Origin of the sequence: Phytoactinopolyspora limicola (assembly GCF_011320225.1) — a bacterium.
Taxonomy (GTDB): domain Bacteria; phylum Actinomycetota; class Actinomycetes; order Jiangellales; family Jiangellaceae; genus Phytoactinopolyspora; species Phytoactinopolyspora limicola.
In genome coordinates this window covers 353,652-372,914 of record NZ_JAAOEN010000001.1, presented here as the reverse complement: position 1 = coordinate 372,914, position 19,263 = coordinate 353,652, and the positions used below count along the sequence as shown (strand labels likewise).

Sequence of the window (19,263 nt, the reverse complement as noted above, 5' to 3'; positions counted from 1 at the left end):
GGTTGATCGTGTGCCAGCGTCCCGTGCAGGACGACCTCTTGGGAACGGGTTGGTCGTCGCCCACGGTGCGTGGTTACGCGCCTTGAACCTGCTGGCTCAGAATTGCGGATAGGCGGCGTCTGAGCCGTCCATCCGCAATTCTGAGCCAGCAGGTCCACACAGGGGAAAGATCAGATGCGGTATCACCACATCCGATACTGGCGGTCGGCACCGCCGCGCATCTGATCACCCCGGTGCGAAAGATCAGGTGACAAAACGGAGATCAGGTGCACAAGCGGGGTGGGTCAACGACGATGGTGTCGACTTGCCATGGCCGCAACATCAGCGATACCTCCGGCCCGGTGCCAGCGAGCACCCGCCGGTGTTCGGTCACGTCCGCCCGCCAGACCGATGCGCCAGCCGGCAAGCCACGGAGCTGAACCGGGGTCCTCTGGCCGGCGGCTTCGACGAGTCGGATCACCGTACCGCTGCCGTCTCTAGCCACGCGCAGGGCCGTCGTCACCACACCCGTGGTTTCGACGCGGGGCCGCCAGCCACCTCCAGCAGGGGCGTCGGCACGGGACACCAGCCGCACCAGCAAGGGCTGGTTGAACCCGGCGGCCGCGGCCGGAATGCCGGCCTGGCGCCAGTCGCCAAGGTGGGGGACCAGCGAGCAGCGGAACACATACTCACCCTGGTCGCTGCGGGGGTCGGGCTCGTAGGCGGTCCGCAGCAGGGTGAGCCGCAGCCGGGCGCCGAGCGCGTCGTGACCGTATATGGCGTCGTTGAGTACGGCCACTCCGTAGCCTTCATCATCCAAGTCGGCCCACCGTTGCGCCGGCACCTGCTGGCCGTTGGACCGGCGCCGCACGGCGCCGTGCGGGACCTCATACCAGGCTTCCACCTCGTCGAGATCGGGTGCGAACGCGAGTTTGAGGTTGGGCACTCCGTGCTCCGGTCCACCTGGTTCCTGCCAGTCGACCTGGAGGGCGAGGTCCACCCGGGGCAAGTCGCGGTAGAAGGTGATGTCTTCGACGACGGTCGACGCGCGGAAGGTGTGCCGTACTCGGAGCACAACCCGCACCGGTCCAGCCTCAATCAGTTCGGTGCGCGCTCCGTCCACCAGCGTGTGTTCGGCACCCACTTCGGCGTACTGCCACGCCGACAGCGCGTGTGGCCGCTCTTCCACCACCTGCAGCACGTTCAATCCGAGGTCCGGCCGGGCCGCGTCGATGTAGTCGCTCATGCGCTGCATACCGAAAGCCACCAGCTCCCGGTCGGCCCGGCGGTCGACGAACGATGTGATGATCCCGGAGTCGGCGCGGATCGCGGCGGTGAAGTGCGGGGTCTCCACCCGCCAGTAACGGGGCGATCCGGCTGCTCCACCCTCCGGTCGGACCTGCGGTCCGGCCGCTGATTCGGCAGCGCCGGAATCCGCGGTATCCACTGAACTCAGCGTGTACGACGTGGTGCCGAAGGCCGGCACTCGGGCGACGAACGTGACCCCTTCCCCGGTGACCTGACCAGGGGTGGTGGTGCCATCCGCGCCGACGACGGTCACCGCGCGGGCATCACCGGTGTTGAGCCCGGCCACCGTCACCACGTCGGTGCGATCGTGTCCCAGCGGGTTGGTCACGGCGATGGCCCCGGCCGGATGTCCGGCGTGTAGGACGGCCAAGGCGTCCTCGACGACGGCACCTGCGGTCTCGGCCAGCCGGGCGTGGTCGCGTGCGGTGTGTTCGTAGACCTCGTGGATCGCCGAGCCCGGGAGGATGTCGTGGAATTGGTGGAAGCACAGGTCGCGCCAGGCCGAGGTCAGACCAGAAGGTCGATCCAGCCGAGCCAGCGCCGCCACGGTCTCCGCGGTCGTCAGGAGGTTCTCACCGTCCCGGTTGGTCCGTTTGGCATCGGCGTGGGTGGTGTAGCAGCCCTCGAAAATTGGCGGTGATTCGCCGCGGTGCACGGGCAGCTGGTCGGTGCGGACCGCTTCGGCGTAGGCGGAGATGGTTGAGCAGAACGCCGGAGGGAGCCCGCCTGCCCGTCCGATGCGTCGCAGCCGGTCGAGTCCCTCGCGGGTTGGGCCACCGCCGTGGTCGCCGACACCAACGAACAACAATGCCGCCGATACCCCCGCCCGGATCGCCTCCACCGCGGCCTCGGCGACACCCTGGGCGGTGAACTCGCCGTTGTAGGTAACCGTCGACACGGACAGCAGGCGGGTACCGTCGATGCCCTCCCACCAGTAGGCGGGCCATCGACCGTGCCGTCCGCCGGGATTGCCGCGATGGTGGTAGTACACCTGGGCGCCGGCGGATGCGGCGAGCTGTGGAAGGTTCGCGCTGTGCCCGAAGGTGTCCGGTGCGAGGAATACGCGCGGCGATACCCCCAGGTGTTCCTTGGTGTAGGCCACTCCCTCCAGAAGCTGGCTGGCCATGGCTTCACCACCGGCGAGGTGGGTATCACCCTCGACCCATTGGATTGTTGCCGGCTCCCAGCGGCCGTCCTGGACCAGCCGCTGGATCTCGGCGAACAGCTCGGGTTCGTCGTGGCGGACTACTTCGTATCCGGCTGGTTGGCTGTGGGTGAAGGTGGCTTCCGGATAGTCCCGCATGATCCCGACCACGCTGCGCAGGTCCCGTTTGATCACCTCCCTGGTCTCTTCCCACGTCCACAGCCAAGCCAGATCGATGTGACAATGCCCGACGACGTGCACCGGCACCCGGGACGCAGCCGCCGCCAGCGGTGCGAGCGTCTCCGCTAGCCCGGAGAGCACGGCGTGAAGCTCGTGGTCGGCGAGCTCGGCTAGCTGCTCGGGCACCAGCGCGGCGGCCCGTTCGCAATGAGCCAGTTCGGCGGCGTCGGCGGCCACCTCTCGGGCCAGCAGGAGACGGGACCAGGCCACGTCGAGCAGTTCGAACCGCTCCTGCAGCCGGGGCGTTGTGATGTGGACACTGAACCAGTTGGCCCACGCCGGACCCGCACCGTGGCTGGCCGGGCGCAGGATCTCGACCTGGAGGGTGCCGTTGCCGTCGGCGTGCACCTTTCCGGCATCAATGAGCACCGGCCCGGTGGCCAGCGCCGGGCGGCCCTCGTTGACCAGCTGCTCACCGTCGAGGCTGATTCGGATCGGGAAGATACTCTCGGCGCGCACCTGGAGGGTGTCGCCGCTCAGATCGACCCCATGCAGCCGCGATGGAAGGTTCATCGGCGCCCGCACTTCCTGCCAGGTGCCGGGTGCGAGATCGAGATCGGCGAAGCCGGCGATCTCACTCTCGGTGCCGTCCGGCCGGCGCCAGTGCCATCGTGGTGGCGTCCAGCCCGAGCGGATCTGATCGGCCGCCGTGCGAAGGCGGTCGAGTGCGGTATCGATGTCCATCTACCCTCCGTGCCTAAGACAGTGCTTCGTAACGTGCGGCGTGCCAGGATGGTGCGTCGCCTAGCGGCTCCAGGTGCACCTCGATCTCGTGTTGGCCCGCGGTGAAATCGGCCGGCACCATAAACCGGTCCTCCAGCCACCGCTGAGTTCCGTTGCCGAGCGGTTGCCGCCAGATGCCGACGAAGGACTCGTCGACGAACACCCGGGCGGCCTGGTACGCGTGCTCTTGGTCCGACCGTCGGCGCAGGACGACACCGTCGTTGTCGCGTGACACCGCGAGCCGGAACGCTACCGGCGCCGTGGTAGCCCGCCCGACGTCAGTGACCTCGATGTGGTCGGCGTCGCCCTCGAAGACGCTGGTCAACTCCACCGGTTCACCCGGATCGGCTGAGGTGTAGGCGTGGTCGTCCTCGCTGGCGGGAACACCCACGTCGAGCACGTCGGTGACGGTCAGCGCCGGTTCGGGGCGGCCGTACCAGAACGCGGTGGAGCTGTAGACGGCCGGGACGTCGTTGCCGGGGCCGACCTCGATCCCGAAGCGCAAGGACGAACCGAACGGGACCGCGTCGCCGATCATGAGGCGATATGCGCTGTCGCACTCGTTGACGCAGCCGAAGTCGCGTAGCTCGTGGGCGGGCGCACCGTTGAACGGCAGGGAGACCGGGCCGTGCAGGAAGTACCAGCCGCCCTGGTAGAAGTCCTCGGTGCCGGTCCCATGCAGCTGTGGGGTCCGGGTGCCGTCGACGTAGACCCGTTCGTCACCCTCGAGATAGTTGCGCAGCGGAACCTCGGTGGCCAGCCCTTCCATGGTGTGGGTGGCGCCGACGAAGGTGCCGCGGCCGGTGGTGTCGAGGAACACCCAGTCCTCGCCCGGCACCGTCTCACCGTGCCGGGACGTGGCGTGGAAATGTCCGAGCTCGCCCCGGGGGCCCAGCCCGCGGGTGTTGGCCGGCGCGAGCCGCCACCGGAGTGCGGCGTCGAGATCTTCGACGATGTGTTCGGAGTCGTTGACCAACTCGACCACCGCGCGCGAGCGGAACGGCATCGGCCACCACGAGGTGAATGTCCGCTCGACAGGGTCAACGGCGAAGAACAGCGACCGAACGGGATAGAGCCCTAGGCCGGTGCCAAAGAACTCGCCCAGCGGTGCGTCGACGGTCTGCTGACCGTCGAAGCTGATCCGGACCCGGACATCGGCCAGGATCTCGTCGGTGGCCAGTACCGGCTCGAGGTCCTGCTCGGGCGCCGGATATCGGAAGGTCCGCACCCCTTGCCACGACTGCCCGTCGATCTCGTAGCCGTGTGCGGCTTCGTCGGCGAGCGAGCGGATACCCACGGACAGCTCGTCGGTGCGGACCGGGGAACCGCCCACCAGTGAGTCTGCCCAGTAGCTGAACTCGTTGACGTCGCCGTTCGACGACACGAAGGTGTTCTCGATGGTGATCTCGGACTTGCCGGCCGTGGCGGTTGCCGGCAGTTCGACGGTCTGGTCGGCCCACTGGCCCCCGCCGCTCGATGGCAGTGGCTCCCATTCGGCCACCGGTTCACCGTCGACGGAGATCGTTGCCCGCTGTTCACCGACGTTCGCGTCCAGGCGCCGAGTCAGCAGCACGCCGTCGTTGGCGGGATCAATGGCCATGGTGAAGCGGCTGCCGTCGAGGAACGCCCGGCCGTCGTCGGTGACCTGTTGTCCGAGTTCCGGACTGATGAGGTGGGGTAGCCGCAGCTCCAGTTCGTCCACCGTTCCTGGGCCGCGCAGGTCGGCGAGCACAACGGACTCACCCGGTGCGAGTGTGGTAGGGGCCGATTCCGCCGACCGTGACCGGCGTCGGTCCGGCTTGGGATCCGCGGTGCCCCAGTTCTGTAGGACGTCGAGGACGTCGGTGGCCTCGTCGGTCGGATCGAACGTTTCGACACCCGCCGGGTCCCCGAACACACGGTAACTCACGTGGTAGAAGCTGGAATTGTGCTCGGTGCTGATGCGCATTGAGGTCCGGTACGGCATCGGCACCCGCACGTACACTCCACCGGAGGTCTGGTCGGTGTTGGCCACCAGTGGGTGGACGAACGGTGGCCCGAGGACACCGTCGACGACGTCCTGGAACGGCGCGTCCAGGACCACCTCCCCGTCCAGTTCGACACGGATGGTCCCGGTCTCGCTGACGTCGCCGGAGTCGCCGAAGAAGCCGCGCGTGGACCAGATCGATTGCACTTCGCCCGGCCCGGAGTGGTCGGCGATGACACACCGGCCTTCGTTATCGATGTCCAGGCAGGAGTAGGTCCCGAAGAAGCCGTCGTCGTTCCCGCCGGTCCGGTCGAAGCTCGAGAACTGCCGGGTGTCGACGCCGGTGGTCAGTTCCGGGAGCCGGTCGAGCTGTCGGTAGACGTCCCACCCGACCGGACCCTTCGACGCTGGTGTCGGTGAACCCGGCACGTCGGGCGGAGCACTCGTGACGCTGGTGCCTGGTACCGCCGTGAGCGCCGCCACGAGCACCGTCCCGAGGGCGACTGCGGTGGCCGCCGTTCCTCTACGCACCATCACCGGCGCCTAGTGTCGCCAGACGCCGGGTAGGTCGGCCCGGATGAACCGAGCCCGATACCGGTCGGCGTCGTCCCACAACGAGAAGAAGTCCGTGGTGTTGACGTTGTAAGAGATCAGCAACTGGCCGTTCTTGGTGAACTGCGGGTGGGCGTGTGCGTTGTACGGCCACAGTTCTGGGTCGTCGGCTTCGGGGGCCTCGTAGATGACGGTGCGTTTGGTCCACGGACCTTCCGGGCTGCACGAGTAGTAGGCGACGACGTCGCGCCACTCGTCGAGCGGCACCGAGGTGTCCAGCGTGATGAGGACGTACCCTCCGCGCATCGGGGTGACGCTGTACTCGTTGGCGATCGAGTCGCCCAGGAACGGAGCGGTCGCCGCGGGGTCGGCCGACCATCCGCTCCCGGTGAAGTACTCCCACTCGTCCTGGGCGAGTACCTCGCCGCGGGGAGCCCGGGCAACGTGGCCGAGTTTGGGCACGCCACGATCCTCGATGCCGTAGATGTAGGTGTAGTCACGGTGCGGCAGCACGTAGGCGCCGTACTGGATGCCGTTGTCCACCTCGAGTGGCACGAACTCCTGAATCTCGAGGTCGGGCAGCGAGAGCGTCGCGACGTCCGTTCCGGACCATTCCCAGTCCCACATACCGTCGCCGAACCGGGTGAACTTGATGAGGAAGATCTGCAACTCGTCGTCCTCGACCACGCCGTCGTACACCCAGTACCACGATGACCCGTCGGTTGGGATGAACAGCGACTCGGGTTCGTCGAGGGTGCCACCGACCAGAGTGGTCAGTTCGTCGCCGTCCTGGACGACGATCGAGTTGTTGACGAGATGTACGCCGTCGTCCGGGCGGGACCGATCCGGATTGACCGCCCCCAGGAAGGTGTCGGAGAACAGCCATGCGGTGCGGCCGTCCGGAAGTAGCACCGAGTAGGTACTGTCCGCGCCGGTCCAGCCGGGACCGTACTGCTCGAACAGTTCCCAGAACTCCTCGTCCGGCTGCGCCGGCTGGGCCGGCAGCGGGCGGGGGCCGAACCCGCAGCTGAGCTCTTTTGCCGGCGAAGCGGTGTTTCCCGAGGCCGTGGCCGTGATGAGGGATGCGGTGAGGGTGAGAGCGGCCAGGCTGGCCAGCCTGCCGCGGGTCCGTCGTCGTCCCGGGTGAGCCATGTCGAGCGCCTCCTGTGGTCGGAGTCGGTAGGTGAACCGAGGGTTGCGGCTATGTGAGGGAGCTGTTACATACTGGTATGGTAGAACACTAATAGCGCGAGCGGGAGTGGTCATGACAGATGGGCACAGCAGCGGGCTCGGAACTCACCTCGGCAACCTCTATCGGCTGTCGGATGCGCGCTCACGGTCCATCTCGGCGGAGAATCCCACGGGGGAAAAGGGTGGTGGGGCCCGCGCCACCACCGGTATGGGTGCCGACGCCGCTCGTGACCTCGGACCGGGCTGGAAGATCAGCCCCTGTGTGTCGATCAGCCCTGGAGCCACCTTCGAGGTAGCCGATATTGCCGGGCCCGGTTCCATCCAGCAGATCTGGATGACCACAACGGCCCCCACCCGTCTACTTACGTTACGGATCTACTGGGACGGGTCGGATCGGCCGTCGGTAGAAGTGCCGTTGGGCGACTTCTTCGCCTCCGGGTGGGGAACGTTCGCGCAGATCTCGTCGCTGGCGGTGTGCGTCAATCCAGCCAACGGATTCAACGCCTACTGGGAGATGCCGTTCCAAGCCCGGTGCCGGATCACCGTCGAGAACCTCACCAGTGACGACGCGATCTTCTTCTATCAGATCAACTACCAGCTGACCGAGGTCCCAGCCGACGCCGGCTACTTCCACGCCCAGTTCCGGCGGAGCAACCCGTTGCCGTACCGCGAGGTACACACCATCCTCGACGGCGTCACCGGACAGGGCCACTACGTCGGTACCGCGATGGCGTGGGGCGTCCGCAACGACGGCTGGTGGGGTGAGGGGGAGGTCAAGTTCTATCTCGACGGTGATGCCGAGCACCCCACCATCTGTGGAACCGGGACCGAGGACTACTTCGGTGGTGCGTGGTGCTTCCATGTCAACGGCCGGTACCAGGCCTACACCACGCCCTACGCCGGGATGCCCACCGTTCTCCTGCCAGACGGCAGCGACCCCAACCGGACCCAAAGCCGATTCGGTCTGTACCGGTGGCACGTCACCGACCCAGTGCGGTTCTCTTCCGACCTCCGGGTCACCACCCAGGCGCTGGGCTGGCGCCGGGGGAGCCGGTACCTGCCGCTGACCGACGACATCGCGTCGGTCGCGTTCTGGTACCAGACCTTGCCAGCGCCGCAGTTTCCCGATTATCCGGATCCCGACCAACTAGAGGTCATCTGAAGGTGAAGGTGGTTCACGCCCATGAAGCGAACACGCCGCACCATCCCACCGCTTGTGGCAGCCGCAATGCTCCTGGTTGCCTGCGGAGGCGGTGGCGAGACAGACGGTGTCGTCGGTTTTTACCACGACAAAGCGCAGTGGGAGGCTGAGTTCGCCGCGGTCTCCGCCGTGTCCCAGGAAACCCTGGGCACCGAGCTCAACGTCGTTGGATACGCCGACGACGCGGCTTATGACTCGTTCATCCGCTCGTCGTTCCTCACCGACCAACGGCCCGACCTGTTCACCTGGCACACCGGCGGTCCGTTGGCCGAGTTGGTCGAGGAGGGGCTGGTCGCTGAATCCGGCCACCTTTGGGACGCTGCGATAGCCGACGGTGACGTGCCAGCCGACATTAGATCGTTCTTCGAGATCGACGGCGCGACGTACTGTGTGCCTCTGCTCTCTGACTACTGGGTTATGTATTACAGCGTCCCCATCTTCGACGAGTACGGTTTCGAGCCACCACAGACGTGGGACGAGCTGATGCGGATAGCCGATACCCTGCTCGCCGACGGCCAGATCCCCTTCAGCCTGCCCGGCGGGATCTTCTCGTTCGTCTGGTTCCAGCAGCTGATGCTCGGCATGTATCCCGACGTCTACGAGGGGCTGGCCGACGGCACCGCCAACTACACCGACCCCGAGGTGGTCGAGGTGATGGAGCTGTGGCGGGAACTGGCGGCCGGCGGCTACACCATCGAACCCGGTGTGGAGATCGGCCCGGCGGAGATGATGCGGGACGGAGTGGTGGCGATGCAGCCGTTCGGCACCTGGTTCCACGGGCCGCTGAATGGACTGGAGCTGACCTCCGGCGAGGATTACGACGTCTTCGTGATGCCCAGCATCAACCCGGATTTGTCCGAGACCTCCGTCGTCGTGGAACTCGGCCCACTGTGCCAGGCGGAAGCTGCTCGCAACGCCGACGCGGCACAGGAGGTGCTGCGCTGGTGGATGCAGCCCGAAGCGCAGACCGAGTTCACCGTCGCGCGAAACGGCATGTCCTACAACCCGAACGCCGAGGCCGCCGATCCACGGCTGGTTGAGGTGTCCGACCAGATCGCTACTGGTCACCGCATCCACAATCGGTACTTCGAGGCGTCGCCGCCGCAGGTATCAACCGTAGCGATGGAGCAGTTCGACGCGTTCATGGCCGATCTCGGCGACCCGATGGACTACCTCGAACAGATTCAGCGAGTACACGAACAGCACTGGTCCGAGTAGATGAGGGCACCCGCTACCTCAGTGCGTGGCGGCCGCCCGACCACCATCACCAGTCAGGCCACGGCGCGGATGTTTGTCGCGCCCGCGGTGATCGTGGCGGCCGTCCTGCTCTACCTGCCGTTTCTGTGGGCGGCGTTGCTGAGTTTTACCGAGTATCGCGGCCTCGGCGCGCCGGAGTTCGTCGGGCTGGACAACTACGCCGCCATGTTCGACGATCCGAACTTCACCATCTCCCTGCGCAATACCGTCATCTGGGTGCTCGGCACCATCTTGGTGCCGGTTGCGCTGGGTCTGCTGATCGCGGTGCTGACCTACAACCACCGGTTCGGCACCTGGCTGCGGCTGCCGTTCCTGCTGCCGTACGCACTGTCCGGGGTTGGGATCGGTGTTGTCTTCGGTTTCCTGCTCCAGACTCACGGCGCCATCAACCAGATGCTGGACTTCCTCGGCCTTCCCGGTGCGGCTACCCGGTTCATGATCGATGCGCCGATCAACACATTCACGATGATCGCGGCGGCGTCCTGGCAGGCCGTCGGGGTCAACGCGTTGTTGTTCGTGGTGGGGCTGCAGTCGATTCCCAAGTCGGCCCTGGAAGCGGCCCGGATGGACGGGGCCGGGCCGTGGCAGCTGTTCCGGCACATCACCTGGCCCCTACTACGGCCCTTGACCACCGTCGTCGTCGGGTTGTCGATTGTGGCCAGCCTCAAGACCTTCGACATCGTCTGGACCATGACCGAAGGTGGTCCGGGTCGGCGTTCGGAGACGCTGGCGGTGACGATGTACCGGGAGACGTTCTCCATGCAGCGTTTCGGCATGGGGGCCGCGATCGCGGTCTTCCTCACCGCGTTGACCTTCATCGCCGCGATGACCTATCTGCGGCGGCAGCTGTCCGAGCGGCCGGAGAAGGTGCGATGACCAGAGCAGCTGGACTTGTGGTGCGTCCCGGGAGTATCGCCAAGTACACCGTACTCGGTGTGCTGTCCGTGCTCTGGCTGATTCCCACCTACTTGCTGATCATCAATGCGGCCAAGCCGCTGGACGAGTACAGCACCGCGAACGCGTGGGTCCCCAGCCTGCGGATCGGCCTGTTCGACAACATCGCCGACGCCTGGGGCCGGGTGGACCTGGCGTCCGGCGCGGCAAGCACGCTGCTTTATGCCACCGTGGCGCCAGCGCTGGCGATCCTGGTGGGGGCCGCCGCGGGTTTCGCCATCATCGCGCTCCGGCTGAAGTACGGCTTCGTCTGGTTCATGGTCATCTTCGCCGGGACCATTGTGCCGTTGCAGATGCTGTTGGCCCCGCTGTTTCTCGGATACGCGTGGACCGGGATGTTCGATACCAGGGCCGGGATGATCCTCATCCATCTGGCGCTCAACGTGCCGTTCGCGACCTTTGTGATGCGGAACTTCTTCACCGGCGTCGCGTACGAGATGTTCGAGGCCGCCACGATGGACGGCGCCCACGCATTAACTATCTTCTTCCGGATCTACCTGCCACTGGCCAAGGCCGCCCTGGGTGCGATCTTCATCTTGCAGTTTGTCGGAGTGTGGAACGACCTGCTCATGGGGCTGACGCTCACCCAGTCCAGCGGTGTGCGGCCAGCGATGACCGCGCTGGTAGGGCTGCAAGGGATGTACAGCGGGGCGGCGCCCACGGCGGTGCTGGCGGGGGGTCTGATTATGTCCCTGCCGACCATCGTGTTGTTCCTGGTCGCCCAGCGGCTGTTCCGTCAGGGTCTGTCGTTGGGGCAGTTGCGCGACACCACGTGAGCACCTGGTGGTCAGAGCGCGGCCAACAGCCCCTGCAGATAACCCATCGCGTGGGCGCGGCCACGGCTGCAGTAGGCCGCCGACGAGGTGTCTGCCCAGGTGTCGGGGTCACCGAGCATCGCCGGAACATGATCATCGATGAGGAAGCCGTCGAAACCGGTGGCGGCCAGCCGACGCAGGACCGCCGCCGGGTCGAGGTTTCCTTCGCCGAGGAAACATTCCTCGAACTTGGGCACGGTGCCCTGCACGTCGCGGAAGTGCACGTAGCTGATCCGGTTGCGGGGGCCGAAGAAGTCGATGACTCGCTCGACGCTCTGGGCGCCGGCCATCTCCGAGACCGAGCCAAGGCAGAGGGTCAGACCCCAGGCCGGGCTGCCGCCCGAGAGCTCGTACGCCCGCTCCAGCCCCTCAGGGCTGGACAAGATACGGGCGATGCCGCCCAGGGCGAGTGTGGTGGGGGGATCGTCCGGATGCAGCGAGAGTCGCACTCCTACCTCCTCGGCCACTGGGAGGACGGTGGTCAGGAAGACGTGATAGTTCTCCCACATCTGCTCGGCAGTCAGCGGGTGTTCCACCGGTGCCGGTGGAGTCAGCTTGTAACCGGTCAGGGCGTTGCCTTCGGCCACTCGGCTTTCGTCATAGGCCGTGACGAGCGCGCCGCCGCGGCCCGAGGCACGCAGATCTGTGCGCCACACGTATCCGGGAAGGAAGTGGTGGCCAAGTGTGGTGATCCCGGCCGCGGCCATATTGCGGATGGTGCGACAGTAATTCTCCAGCTGTGCGTCCCGGCCAGGCAGGCCGAGCAGCACCTTGTCCCAGTGGGCGTAGGGGACGTTCTCAATAGCCTCCAGCACCAATCCCGCGTCCTCACACCGGTGCCGGAGCCCAAGCAGTTCATCCGCGGTCCAGAATCCGTCCGTGCCGCTGAGATCGCCAGGTGTGTGCAGGTGAACGCTGGTGAGCCCGAGTTGCTGGCCGAAGGTCACCACGTCATCGTCGAGCTGCTCGATATGGCCCAATGCCAACCGGATGCTCACGACACCTCCTCAACCCAGGGAGTGGGGATCGGCGGCGGCGTCCCTAGCGCGTCACATTGATCGTTCATGCTGCCCACCACGTCATGGTATCCTAGCATACAAGCATTCATCGGCATGAACGGTTAGGATCCACCTATGGCGGTACGCGCTCTAGGAGCCTCGCGACGAGCTCAGGTCGGCGCATTACGCGGAGCCAGCACCCGTGCGCAGGTGTACCAGCTGATCAGACGCGCTATCGTCTCGCTGGAGTTGCTTCCCGGTCAGGCACTCTCGGAGAACGAGCTGGCCGCACAATATGCGGTCAGCCGCACACCGGTGCGGGAGGCGCTGATCCGGCTCGCCGATGAGGGGCTGGTTGAGGTGGTTCCCCAATTCGGCACTTTCGTGTCGCGCATCAGCGTGCAGGACGTGATCGAAGTTCGCTTCATCCGGGAAACCCTGGAGCTGGCGTCGTTGCCGCACGCCGTGGAACGTATTGGGCCGGAGGGGGAGCGGAAGTTGCGCCGCATCCTGGCCGAGCAGGAAGATGCCGAACAGCAGGGTGACCTGCAGCAGTGGTTCACCACAGATGAAGACCTGCATCGCACGTTGCTGGAGATCGGCGGGCACCCGAAGATCTGGCCCATCGTGTCATCGGCCAAGGCACACCTGGACCGGGTCCGGATGCTGCCCATGCCCGATCCCGGCCACCTGCAGGAGTTGCGGGCCCAGCACAGCGCCATCGTCGACCACGTCGTGGCCAAAGACCTTCCGGCCGCGGAGCAGGTCTTACGGCACCATCTTCAGCTCGCCCTCGACGCCCTCAAGCCGCTCGAGGAGCGTTTCCCGGACTATTTCAGCGAGGAGTAGAGCGGTACCGGCGCATAGACCTATTGATGGAAGCTTGTCATGGTAGAGGGCATGTACGTACCCACCATCAGTGACGTGTTCCGGGCCCGGCGGGTGCTCAATGGACTGCTACCTCCAACACCTATGTGGTCGTATGCCGCCCTATCCGCGACGGTGACCGCCGCGGAAGTATTCGTCAAACACGAGAACGTGCAGCCCACCGGGGCGTTCAAAGTCCGCGGAGGGCTGACCCTGCTGGCCGGGATGGGGCCCGACGAGCGTGCCCGCGGCATTGTCGGGTACTCCACCGGCAACCACGCACAATCGCTGGCCTACGCCGCGGCCTGGGCCGGTGCCACCTGCCTCATCGTGATGCCGGAGAACCCCAACCCCGCCAAGGCGGCGGCCGTCCGGGCGCTGGGGGCCGAAGTCGTGGAAGCTGGTGCCACCTTCGAGGGTGCCTGGGAAGCCGCCGATAAGATCGCTGCCGAGCGTGGTGCCCGCCTGGTCAGCGCGGCTAATGAACCGGAGCTGATCGCGGGCGTTGGCACCGCGTACCTGGAAGTCTTCGAGCAAAACCCAGATCTCGACGTCGTCGTCGTGCCGGTGGGTGGCGGCAGCGGCGCCGCCGCGGCATGCCTGGTGGCAGCGGCCGTCGCCCCTGGTTGTGAGATTGTCGCCGTGCAGGCGGCCGGATCACCGGGCGCCCACGACTCCTGGAGATCCGGTGAGATCGTCAACCGCCCCAACCAGACCAGCGCGGAAGGTCTTGCCACCGGCTCTGGATTCGAGCTCACCCAGCAGATCATGCGGAGCCAGCTGGCCGACTTCCTGCTGGTCGACGACGACACCATCAGACACGCTCAGTGGCTGCTGCTGCGTGATGCGCACACGTTGGCCGAAGGCGCCGGAGCTGCGGCCGTTGCTGCGCTGCTGGCATTTCCTCAGCGGTTCGCCGGCCGCCGGGTGGCGGTGATGTGTACTGGCGCCAACGCCAGTGAGATGGAGCTGAGCCGGGTGGTCGCGCATCGGAGCTGACGACGTCGTGACGGTGGCAACGCCCGGGCCCGTCGATCGCCTACAGCCCCGAGGTCAGCCTGATCAACGCGGCTTCCAGGTTCCCTTCGCCACGTCGGGTATGAACGACTCGAGGTCGTCTACCGGCCACCGCACCGTCTCACCCGATTGTGCGGACAGGTAAGCGGCCATCAATAGCTCTGTGACCTCAACGCCGTGCCGGAGGTTCTCCCGTGGCTGACGACCAGCGAGGAAATCGGCGCTGACCTCGCGGTTCTCCGCTGTGTAGCCGTAGGTCATCGATTCGTCCGACACCAGCGGCATGAGCCCCTGCTCGGCACTCTGTTTCTCGACCAGATCTTCCCCTTCCGGGGTAATCAGCCTCCGGCCGAGGAACAGCTGGGCCTCGGTGTTCAGCGTGTTCGCACTCATCGAGTACTCGGGCCCAAGCAGCTCGAATGTCAGCCGTAGTCCGGCACCAACGAAGCTCCACGACGTGGTCGCCTCGACGATGACCTCGTCGCCGTCGCCGTTCTCGAAGCTGATGGTGGCGTGGGCGTAGTCCTCGGACGGCGTTCGGGTGTAGTCGACCGCACCCGCGTACCGGTAGGCGAGCTCGGCAGCGTACCGGCGGCGCGACCACTTCAATGAAGCGATCTGAGCGGATACCGCTTTCGGCGTCAGCCAGGACGAATGATCCCGATCGGGTGGGGTCAGCAGGTACCGCCCGGCCTCCACCGAATGGCACAACATGTCGCTGAGCACTCCGCCGCCCTGTTGTGTCCCGTCCCAGAACCACGCGGCGTGCGGACCGCTGTGTTCCTCGGCGCATCGAGCCAGGTAAGGACTGCCGGCCAGGGCCGCTCCTCGGGTCCACAATAGATCGTGCGAGCGGGTCACGGAGGGGGCGTAGACCTGGTTCTCCAGATACGCGTGCAGCAGACCTGCATCCTCGACAAGCTGGAGGACCCGGCGGGCCTCGGCGAGGTTGCGTCCCAGCGGCTTCTCCACGGCGATGCCGACAAGGTCGGCGCGCCCGGACGTCACCTCGTCGGTGATCGCCTCGATGACGTCGATCCGGACGTGGTTGGGCACGAGTACCCACACCGCGTCCACGCGTGGGTCGCGGACCAGCTCGCGGACGTCGGCGTAGGCCCGGGCGTCCCCGACCCGAAGGTCACGGCAGCGGCCGGCGAGCTGTTGGGCGGCTTCGAGGGTCCGGCTGCTCACCGCGACGATGTCGGCGTCTCGGACTCCGGTCCACGACGTCGCATGGAAGTTCCCGATGAATCCGGCGCCGACCAGGCCGACACCGAGCCGCTGGCTGTTCTCTACCACTGCTGATCTCTCTTTCCTTGTGTGTCGTGGTGGACGTCGTGAGTGGAGTTGTGGCGAGGCGGGACGACGTCTGGACGGAGCCGTGGGCGCGCCGTCACGTTCGTAGCCGCCGCTGCCGCCCGTACAGCGAGAGCAGGACGATGAGCACCAGTCCGTTGATCACCGTACGCCCGGCGGCGCTGATCTCCAGGGTGATGAGCAGGCTCTGGAGGACGGTCAGCACGACGGCGCCGATGGCGGTTCCGGCGTAGCCACCGATGCCACCCGCCAACAGGGTGCCGCCAATGACGGCAGCCGCGATCGACGGGAGCATGTACTGGTCGGCGAGGTCGAGGAACACCGACTCCGTGTAGCCGAGCAGGAGGATGCCGGCTAGCCCGGCGAACACGCTGGACAGCACATAGGCGAGGATCACCGTGCGGCGCACGGGAATGCCGGACAACCGGGCGGATACCCGGTTGGCGCCGACGGCGAACAGCTGCCAGCCGTACGTGGTGCGGCGGAGCATCCACGTGACGGCGACCGCCAGGAGCAGCCACAGAAACAGCAGCCCGGGCAGATCGAAGATCACCTTGCCGTTGACGAGCGACGTGAGGAACGGCGCCGCCCGGCCGTGTGCCTGACCGCTCGTGTACGCCAGAATGAGCCCTTGGACCACGCCGATCATGCCGAGAGTCATGACGAACGGTGGGATCCGCAGGTACGTGATCCCAAGCCCGTTGCACAACCCGATCGCGGCGGCGACGGTGAGCGCCAAGGTCAACGCGGGCAGCAGTTTGGTGTTGTCGCCGTCCATCACCCGGGAGCCGATGATCGCGGCGAACGTGGCGACCTTGCCGACGGACAGATCGATCCCTTCACCACCGGAGATGATGACGATGGTCTGCCCGATGGCGATGATCCCCAGGAAGGCCGAGACCCGCAGCATGTTCACGATCTGGCCGTGACCGGCGAAGCCGGGGGAGACGATCTCCCCGACGATGAGAAGTGCGATCGCCAACCCTGCGGCCAGCACCACCGGGCTCAGCACCTTCGGGGGGCGCAGCGAGCTGATGACGGGGGTGTTCATGCTGACCTCCGCTTCTGCAGCGCCGGGATTCCGGCCAGCGCCAGAGCCAGGATCACGACCAACCCGTTGGCCAGCTGCCGGTAGGTGGACGGGACGTCGGCGAAGAACACGATGTTCGACACGAGGGCGAGGATGATGGCGCCCAGGATCGAGCCGATCGCGCCCCCACGACCACCGCGCAACGCCGTTCCGCCGATGACCACCGCGGCCACCGACGTGAGTGTGAGTTCGTTGCCGATGAACGGGTCGCCGGCGCCGGTGTTGGCGAGGATGGCGAAGGCGGAGACGCTGGCGAACATCCCGGCGATGACGTACGCGGTGATCCGGGTCCGGGCCACGGGCACGAGAGAGGCGAAAGCCGCCTCGGCGTTGCCACCCACCGCATAGATGTGGCGGGTGACGCGGTGCCGGCGCAGCAGCAACCATCCGGCGGCGATCGCCAGAATGGCGAGTAATGCCACGGGAACGCCGAGAACGGAGTCGCGGTAGCCGGAGGTGAACTCCGACGGCATGGTCCCGCCCGGCCGGGGCAGCACTACCAGTGCTAGTCCGGAGAAGACGAAGCTGGTGGCAAAGGTCGCCACGATCGGCTGGAGCCGGGCCACCACGACGACCAGCCCGTTGAACAGGCCACACGCGACGCCGACGCCGAGGCCCGCGGTCAGCGCCAGCGGCAGATTGCCCAGTTCGCCGTCGGTGAGCTGCACGGTGACCACGCTGGCTAGCGTCACCTGGGCACCGAGCGACAGGTCGATGCCGCCGCTGAGGACGACGATGGTCTGGCCCACCGCGATCGCCACCAGTGGCACGAAGGTGGCGAAGTTCGACGTGAGGGCGTACTGGTCGAAGAAGTTGGGTTGTAGGGCGACGTTGACGGCGATCACCACCACCAGCATCGCCACCGTGGCGGTCCCCGAGACCTGGATGTCCCGTAGCCGGCCCCACCAGTGGGCGAGGGTAGCCGGGGCAGGTTCGCGGGTGCCGGGCGGCGCGGGGTTCATAACGTCTCCCCAGCTTCGAGCCGCAACGCGCTGGCGACGAGGTCCTCCTCAGTCACCTGCGCGTCGGTCAACTCGTCGACGACGCCACCCTCGAACAGGACGAGTACGCGGTCGCTCATCTCCAACAATTCGCGGTTGTCGCTGGAGTTGAACACCACCGCGGCACCGGAGTCGGCCAGTTCCCGGATGATGGCGTATACCTCCTCTTTGGCGGTGATGTCGATACCTTTGGTGGGGTCGTCGAGGAGGACCACCCGAGGTTCATTGAGCAGCCACTTGCCGATGACGACCTTCTGCTGGTTGCCACCGGACAGGGTGGAGATCCGGTCGGCGAGGCCACCGATGACGATGTTGAGCCGCTCGACGATGCCGCGGGCCGCGCGCCGTTCGGCCCGCTGGCTCAGCGCGAGCCGAGCTGTGGCGCGTCGGTGCATACTCGCGATCGACAGGTTCTCCTGGATGGGCCGCACGGCGAACATGCCCTGGCGGCCACGGTCGCCAGGTACCAAAGCCACACCGGCGCGGGCGGCTTTGACCGGTGAGGTGAGCGGCAGCGGTACGCCGTCGTACAGAACCTCACCGGCATGGATCTTCGCGGCGCCGAACATGGCCAACAACAGGTCGGACTGGCCTTGGCCCTGGAGTCCGCCGAGGCCGAGCACCTCCCCCTGGGCGACGGAGAACGAGACGTCGCGCAGCCGCTGCGTGGTGAGGCCACGGACCTGTAGCACGGTCCGATCGGATGCGTGGCTGCGGCGGGCTTCCTCGCGGCGTTCGACGTCGCCCACCATCATGTGGACCAGCTGGTCTTCCGTGGCATCGGCCAGGGCGATAGTGCCGACGGTGCGGCCGTTGCGTAGCACCGTCGCCTGGTCACACAGCGCGAAGACCTCGTCCATCCGATGCGAGGTGAAGACCACGAGCACGCCGCTGTCCCGCAACTCCCGGACCACCTCGAAGAGGACGTGGACCTGTTCCTTGTGCAACGAGGCGGTGGCCTCGTCCAGTACGAGGATGCGTGGGCGGCGGGCCAGCGCCTTGCAGATCTCCACGATCTGCTGCTCACCCGGTGAGAGCGCCCCCACCGCAGCGTCGTAGGGCACCGAGCCGGCGAAGGCCGGAGAAAACCGGGTCAGGACCTCGGCGGCCACCGTGCGGGCAGCACGGCGATCGAGAAGACCGAGCCGTCGGGTGGGTTCCAGACCTAGGACGACGTTCTGGGTGACGGTCAGGTCATCGACCACGCTCAACTGCTGGTACACAGCGGCGACTCCGTGGGCGTGCGCATCCCGCGGGCCGTGGATCGCGACCGGTGAGCCGTCGATGGTGATGCTGGCCCGGTCCGGAACCACCACGCCGGTGAGTGTTTTGTTCAGGGTGCTCTTGCCGGAGCCGTTGGGGCCCAGCAGGGCATGCACCTCTCCACCCGCGGCGGACAACGACGCGTCGTCCAGGGCGAGCACCCCGCCGAACCGTTTGCGCACGCCGTTCATCTCCAGCAACGCCAATCCGGAGCTCCTCTCAACTGGTCACTGCCACCACCCCCGGTGATCGTCGCCGTTTTTCTGCCCTAGCCGTGGGTGATCGTCGCCGGGACTGGGACGCTATAGCGACCGAATCCCGGCGACGATCACCGAGCGGAAGGGCACGAATCGGGCGACGATCACCGCTGGGGGGGGGGG

At 66.6% G+C, this 19,263-nt stretch carries 14 protein-coding genes; 6 read left to right on the top strand and 8 right to left on the bottom strand.

Annotation, left to right across the window (positions count from 1 at the left end):
• Positions 1-262: 262 nt before the first annotated feature.
• From G8760_RS01855 to G8760_RS01845, 3 genes are read right to left on the bottom strand one after another with little or no spacing between them, the layout of a single operon-like run.
• Positions 263-3,355 carry an alpha-mannosidase gene (locus tag G8760_RS01855; RefSeq protein ID WP_166345786.1) on the bottom strand — a complete coding sequence of 1,031 codons (3,093 nt, stop codon included), beginning with the start codon at positions 3,353-3,355 and terminating at the stop codon, positions 263-265.
• Between the two features lie 13 nt (positions 3,356-3,368).
• A complete protein-coding gene (locus G8760_RS01850) occupies positions 3,369-5,894 on the bottom strand; it encodes a glycoside hydrolase family 172 protein (protein ID WP_246222443.1) in 2,526 nt (841 codons plus the stop codon).
• A gap of 9 nt (positions 5,895-5,903) precedes the next feature.
• Positions 5,904-7,064 (bottom strand): DUF4185 domain-containing protein, encoded by a 1,161-nt coding sequence (locus G8760_RS01845; protein WP_166345780.1) that lies wholly within the window; start codon positions 7,062-7,064, stop codon positions 5,904-5,906.
• 112 nt (positions 7,065-7,176) lie between these two features.
• Here G8760_RS01845 and G8760_RS01840 point away from each other — a divergent pair, with 112 nt between their 5' ends.
• The 4 genes from G8760_RS01840 (at position 7,177) to G8760_RS01825 (ending at position 11,291) form a co-directional block, all read left to right on the top strand.
• Positions 7,177-8,265, top strand: coding sequence for a glycoside hydrolase family 172 protein (locus G8760_RS01840; protein ID WP_166345777.1), 1,089 nt, complete (start codon positions 7,177-7,179; stop codon positions 8,263-8,265).
• Between the two features lie 21 nt (positions 8,266-8,286).
• Positions 8,287-9,522 (top strand): ABC transporter substrate-binding protein, encoded by a 1,236-nt coding sequence (locus G8760_RS01835; RefSeq protein WP_166345774.1) that lies wholly within the window; start codon positions 8,287-8,289, stop codon positions 9,520-9,522.
• Positions 9,523-9,591: 69 nt separating this feature from the next.
• Positions 9,592-10,437, top strand: coding sequence for a carbohydrate ABC transporter permease (locus G8760_RS01830; RefSeq protein ID WP_343074357.1), 846 nt, complete (start codon positions 9,592-9,594; stop codon positions 10,435-10,437).
• Positions 10,434-11,291 (top strand): carbohydrate ABC transporter permease, encoded by an 858-nt coding sequence (locus G8760_RS01825; protein ID WP_166345768.1) that lies wholly within the window; start codon positions 10,434-10,436, stop codon positions 11,289-11,291. Before G8760_RS01830 ends, G8760_RS01825 begins: the two co-directional genes overlap by 4 nt.
• A gap of 11 nt (positions 11,292-11,302) precedes the next feature.
• Here G8760_RS01825 and G8760_RS01820 read toward each other — a convergent pair whose 3' ends face one another.
• A complete protein-coding gene (locus G8760_RS01820; protein ID WP_166345765.1) occupies positions 11,303-12,328 on the bottom strand; it encodes a mannonate dehydratase in 1,026 nt (341 codons plus the stop codon).
• A 135-nt stretch (positions 12,329-12,463) separates the two neighbouring features.
• On the opposite strand from G8760_RS01820, the gene G8760_RS01815 reads away from it, so the two are divergent.
• Complete coding sequence (locus G8760_RS01815; protein WP_166345762.1) at positions 12,464-13,177, top strand: GntR family transcriptional regulator; 714 nt, start codon at positions 12,464-12,466, stop codon at positions 13,175-13,177.
• A 51-nt stretch (positions 13,178-13,228) separates the two neighbouring features.
• On the top strand, positions 13,229-14,194 hold the full coding sequence (locus G8760_RS01810; RefSeq protein WP_166345759.1) for a threonine ammonia-lyase: 966 nt from the start codon (positions 13,229-13,231) through the stop codon (positions 14,192-14,194).
• A 63-nt stretch (positions 14,195-14,257) separates the two neighbouring features.
• Here the strand turns inward: G8760_RS01810 and G8760_RS01805 are convergent, their stop codons facing one another.
• The 4 genes from G8760_RS01805 to G8760_RS01790 all read right to left on the bottom strand — a co-directional run bounded on the left by G8760_RS01805 (position 14,258) and on the right by G8760_RS01790 (position 19,089).
• Entirely contained in the window at positions 14,258-15,511 is a 1,254-nt protein-coding gene (locus tag G8760_RS01805; protein ID WP_166345756.1) for a Gfo/Idh/MocA family protein, read from the bottom strand.
• 94 nt (positions 15,512-15,605) lie between these two features.
• Entirely contained in the window at positions 15,606-16,580 is a 975-nt protein-coding gene (locus G8760_RS01800) for an ABC transporter permease (RefSeq protein WP_166345753.1), read from the bottom strand.
• Positions 16,577-17,581, bottom strand: coding sequence for an ABC transporter permease (locus G8760_RS01795; protein ID WP_166345750.1), 1,005 nt, complete (start codon positions 17,579-17,581; stop codon positions 16,577-16,579). Before G8760_RS01795 ends, G8760_RS01800 begins: the two co-directional genes overlap by 4 nt.
• Entirely contained in the window at positions 17,578-19,089 is a 1,512-nt protein-coding gene (locus tag G8760_RS01790; protein WP_166345747.1) for a sugar ABC transporter ATP-binding protein, read from the bottom strand. Before G8760_RS01790 ends, G8760_RS01795 begins: the two co-directional genes overlap by 4 nt.
• Between the last annotated feature and the right edge of the window lie 174 nt (positions 19,090-19,263).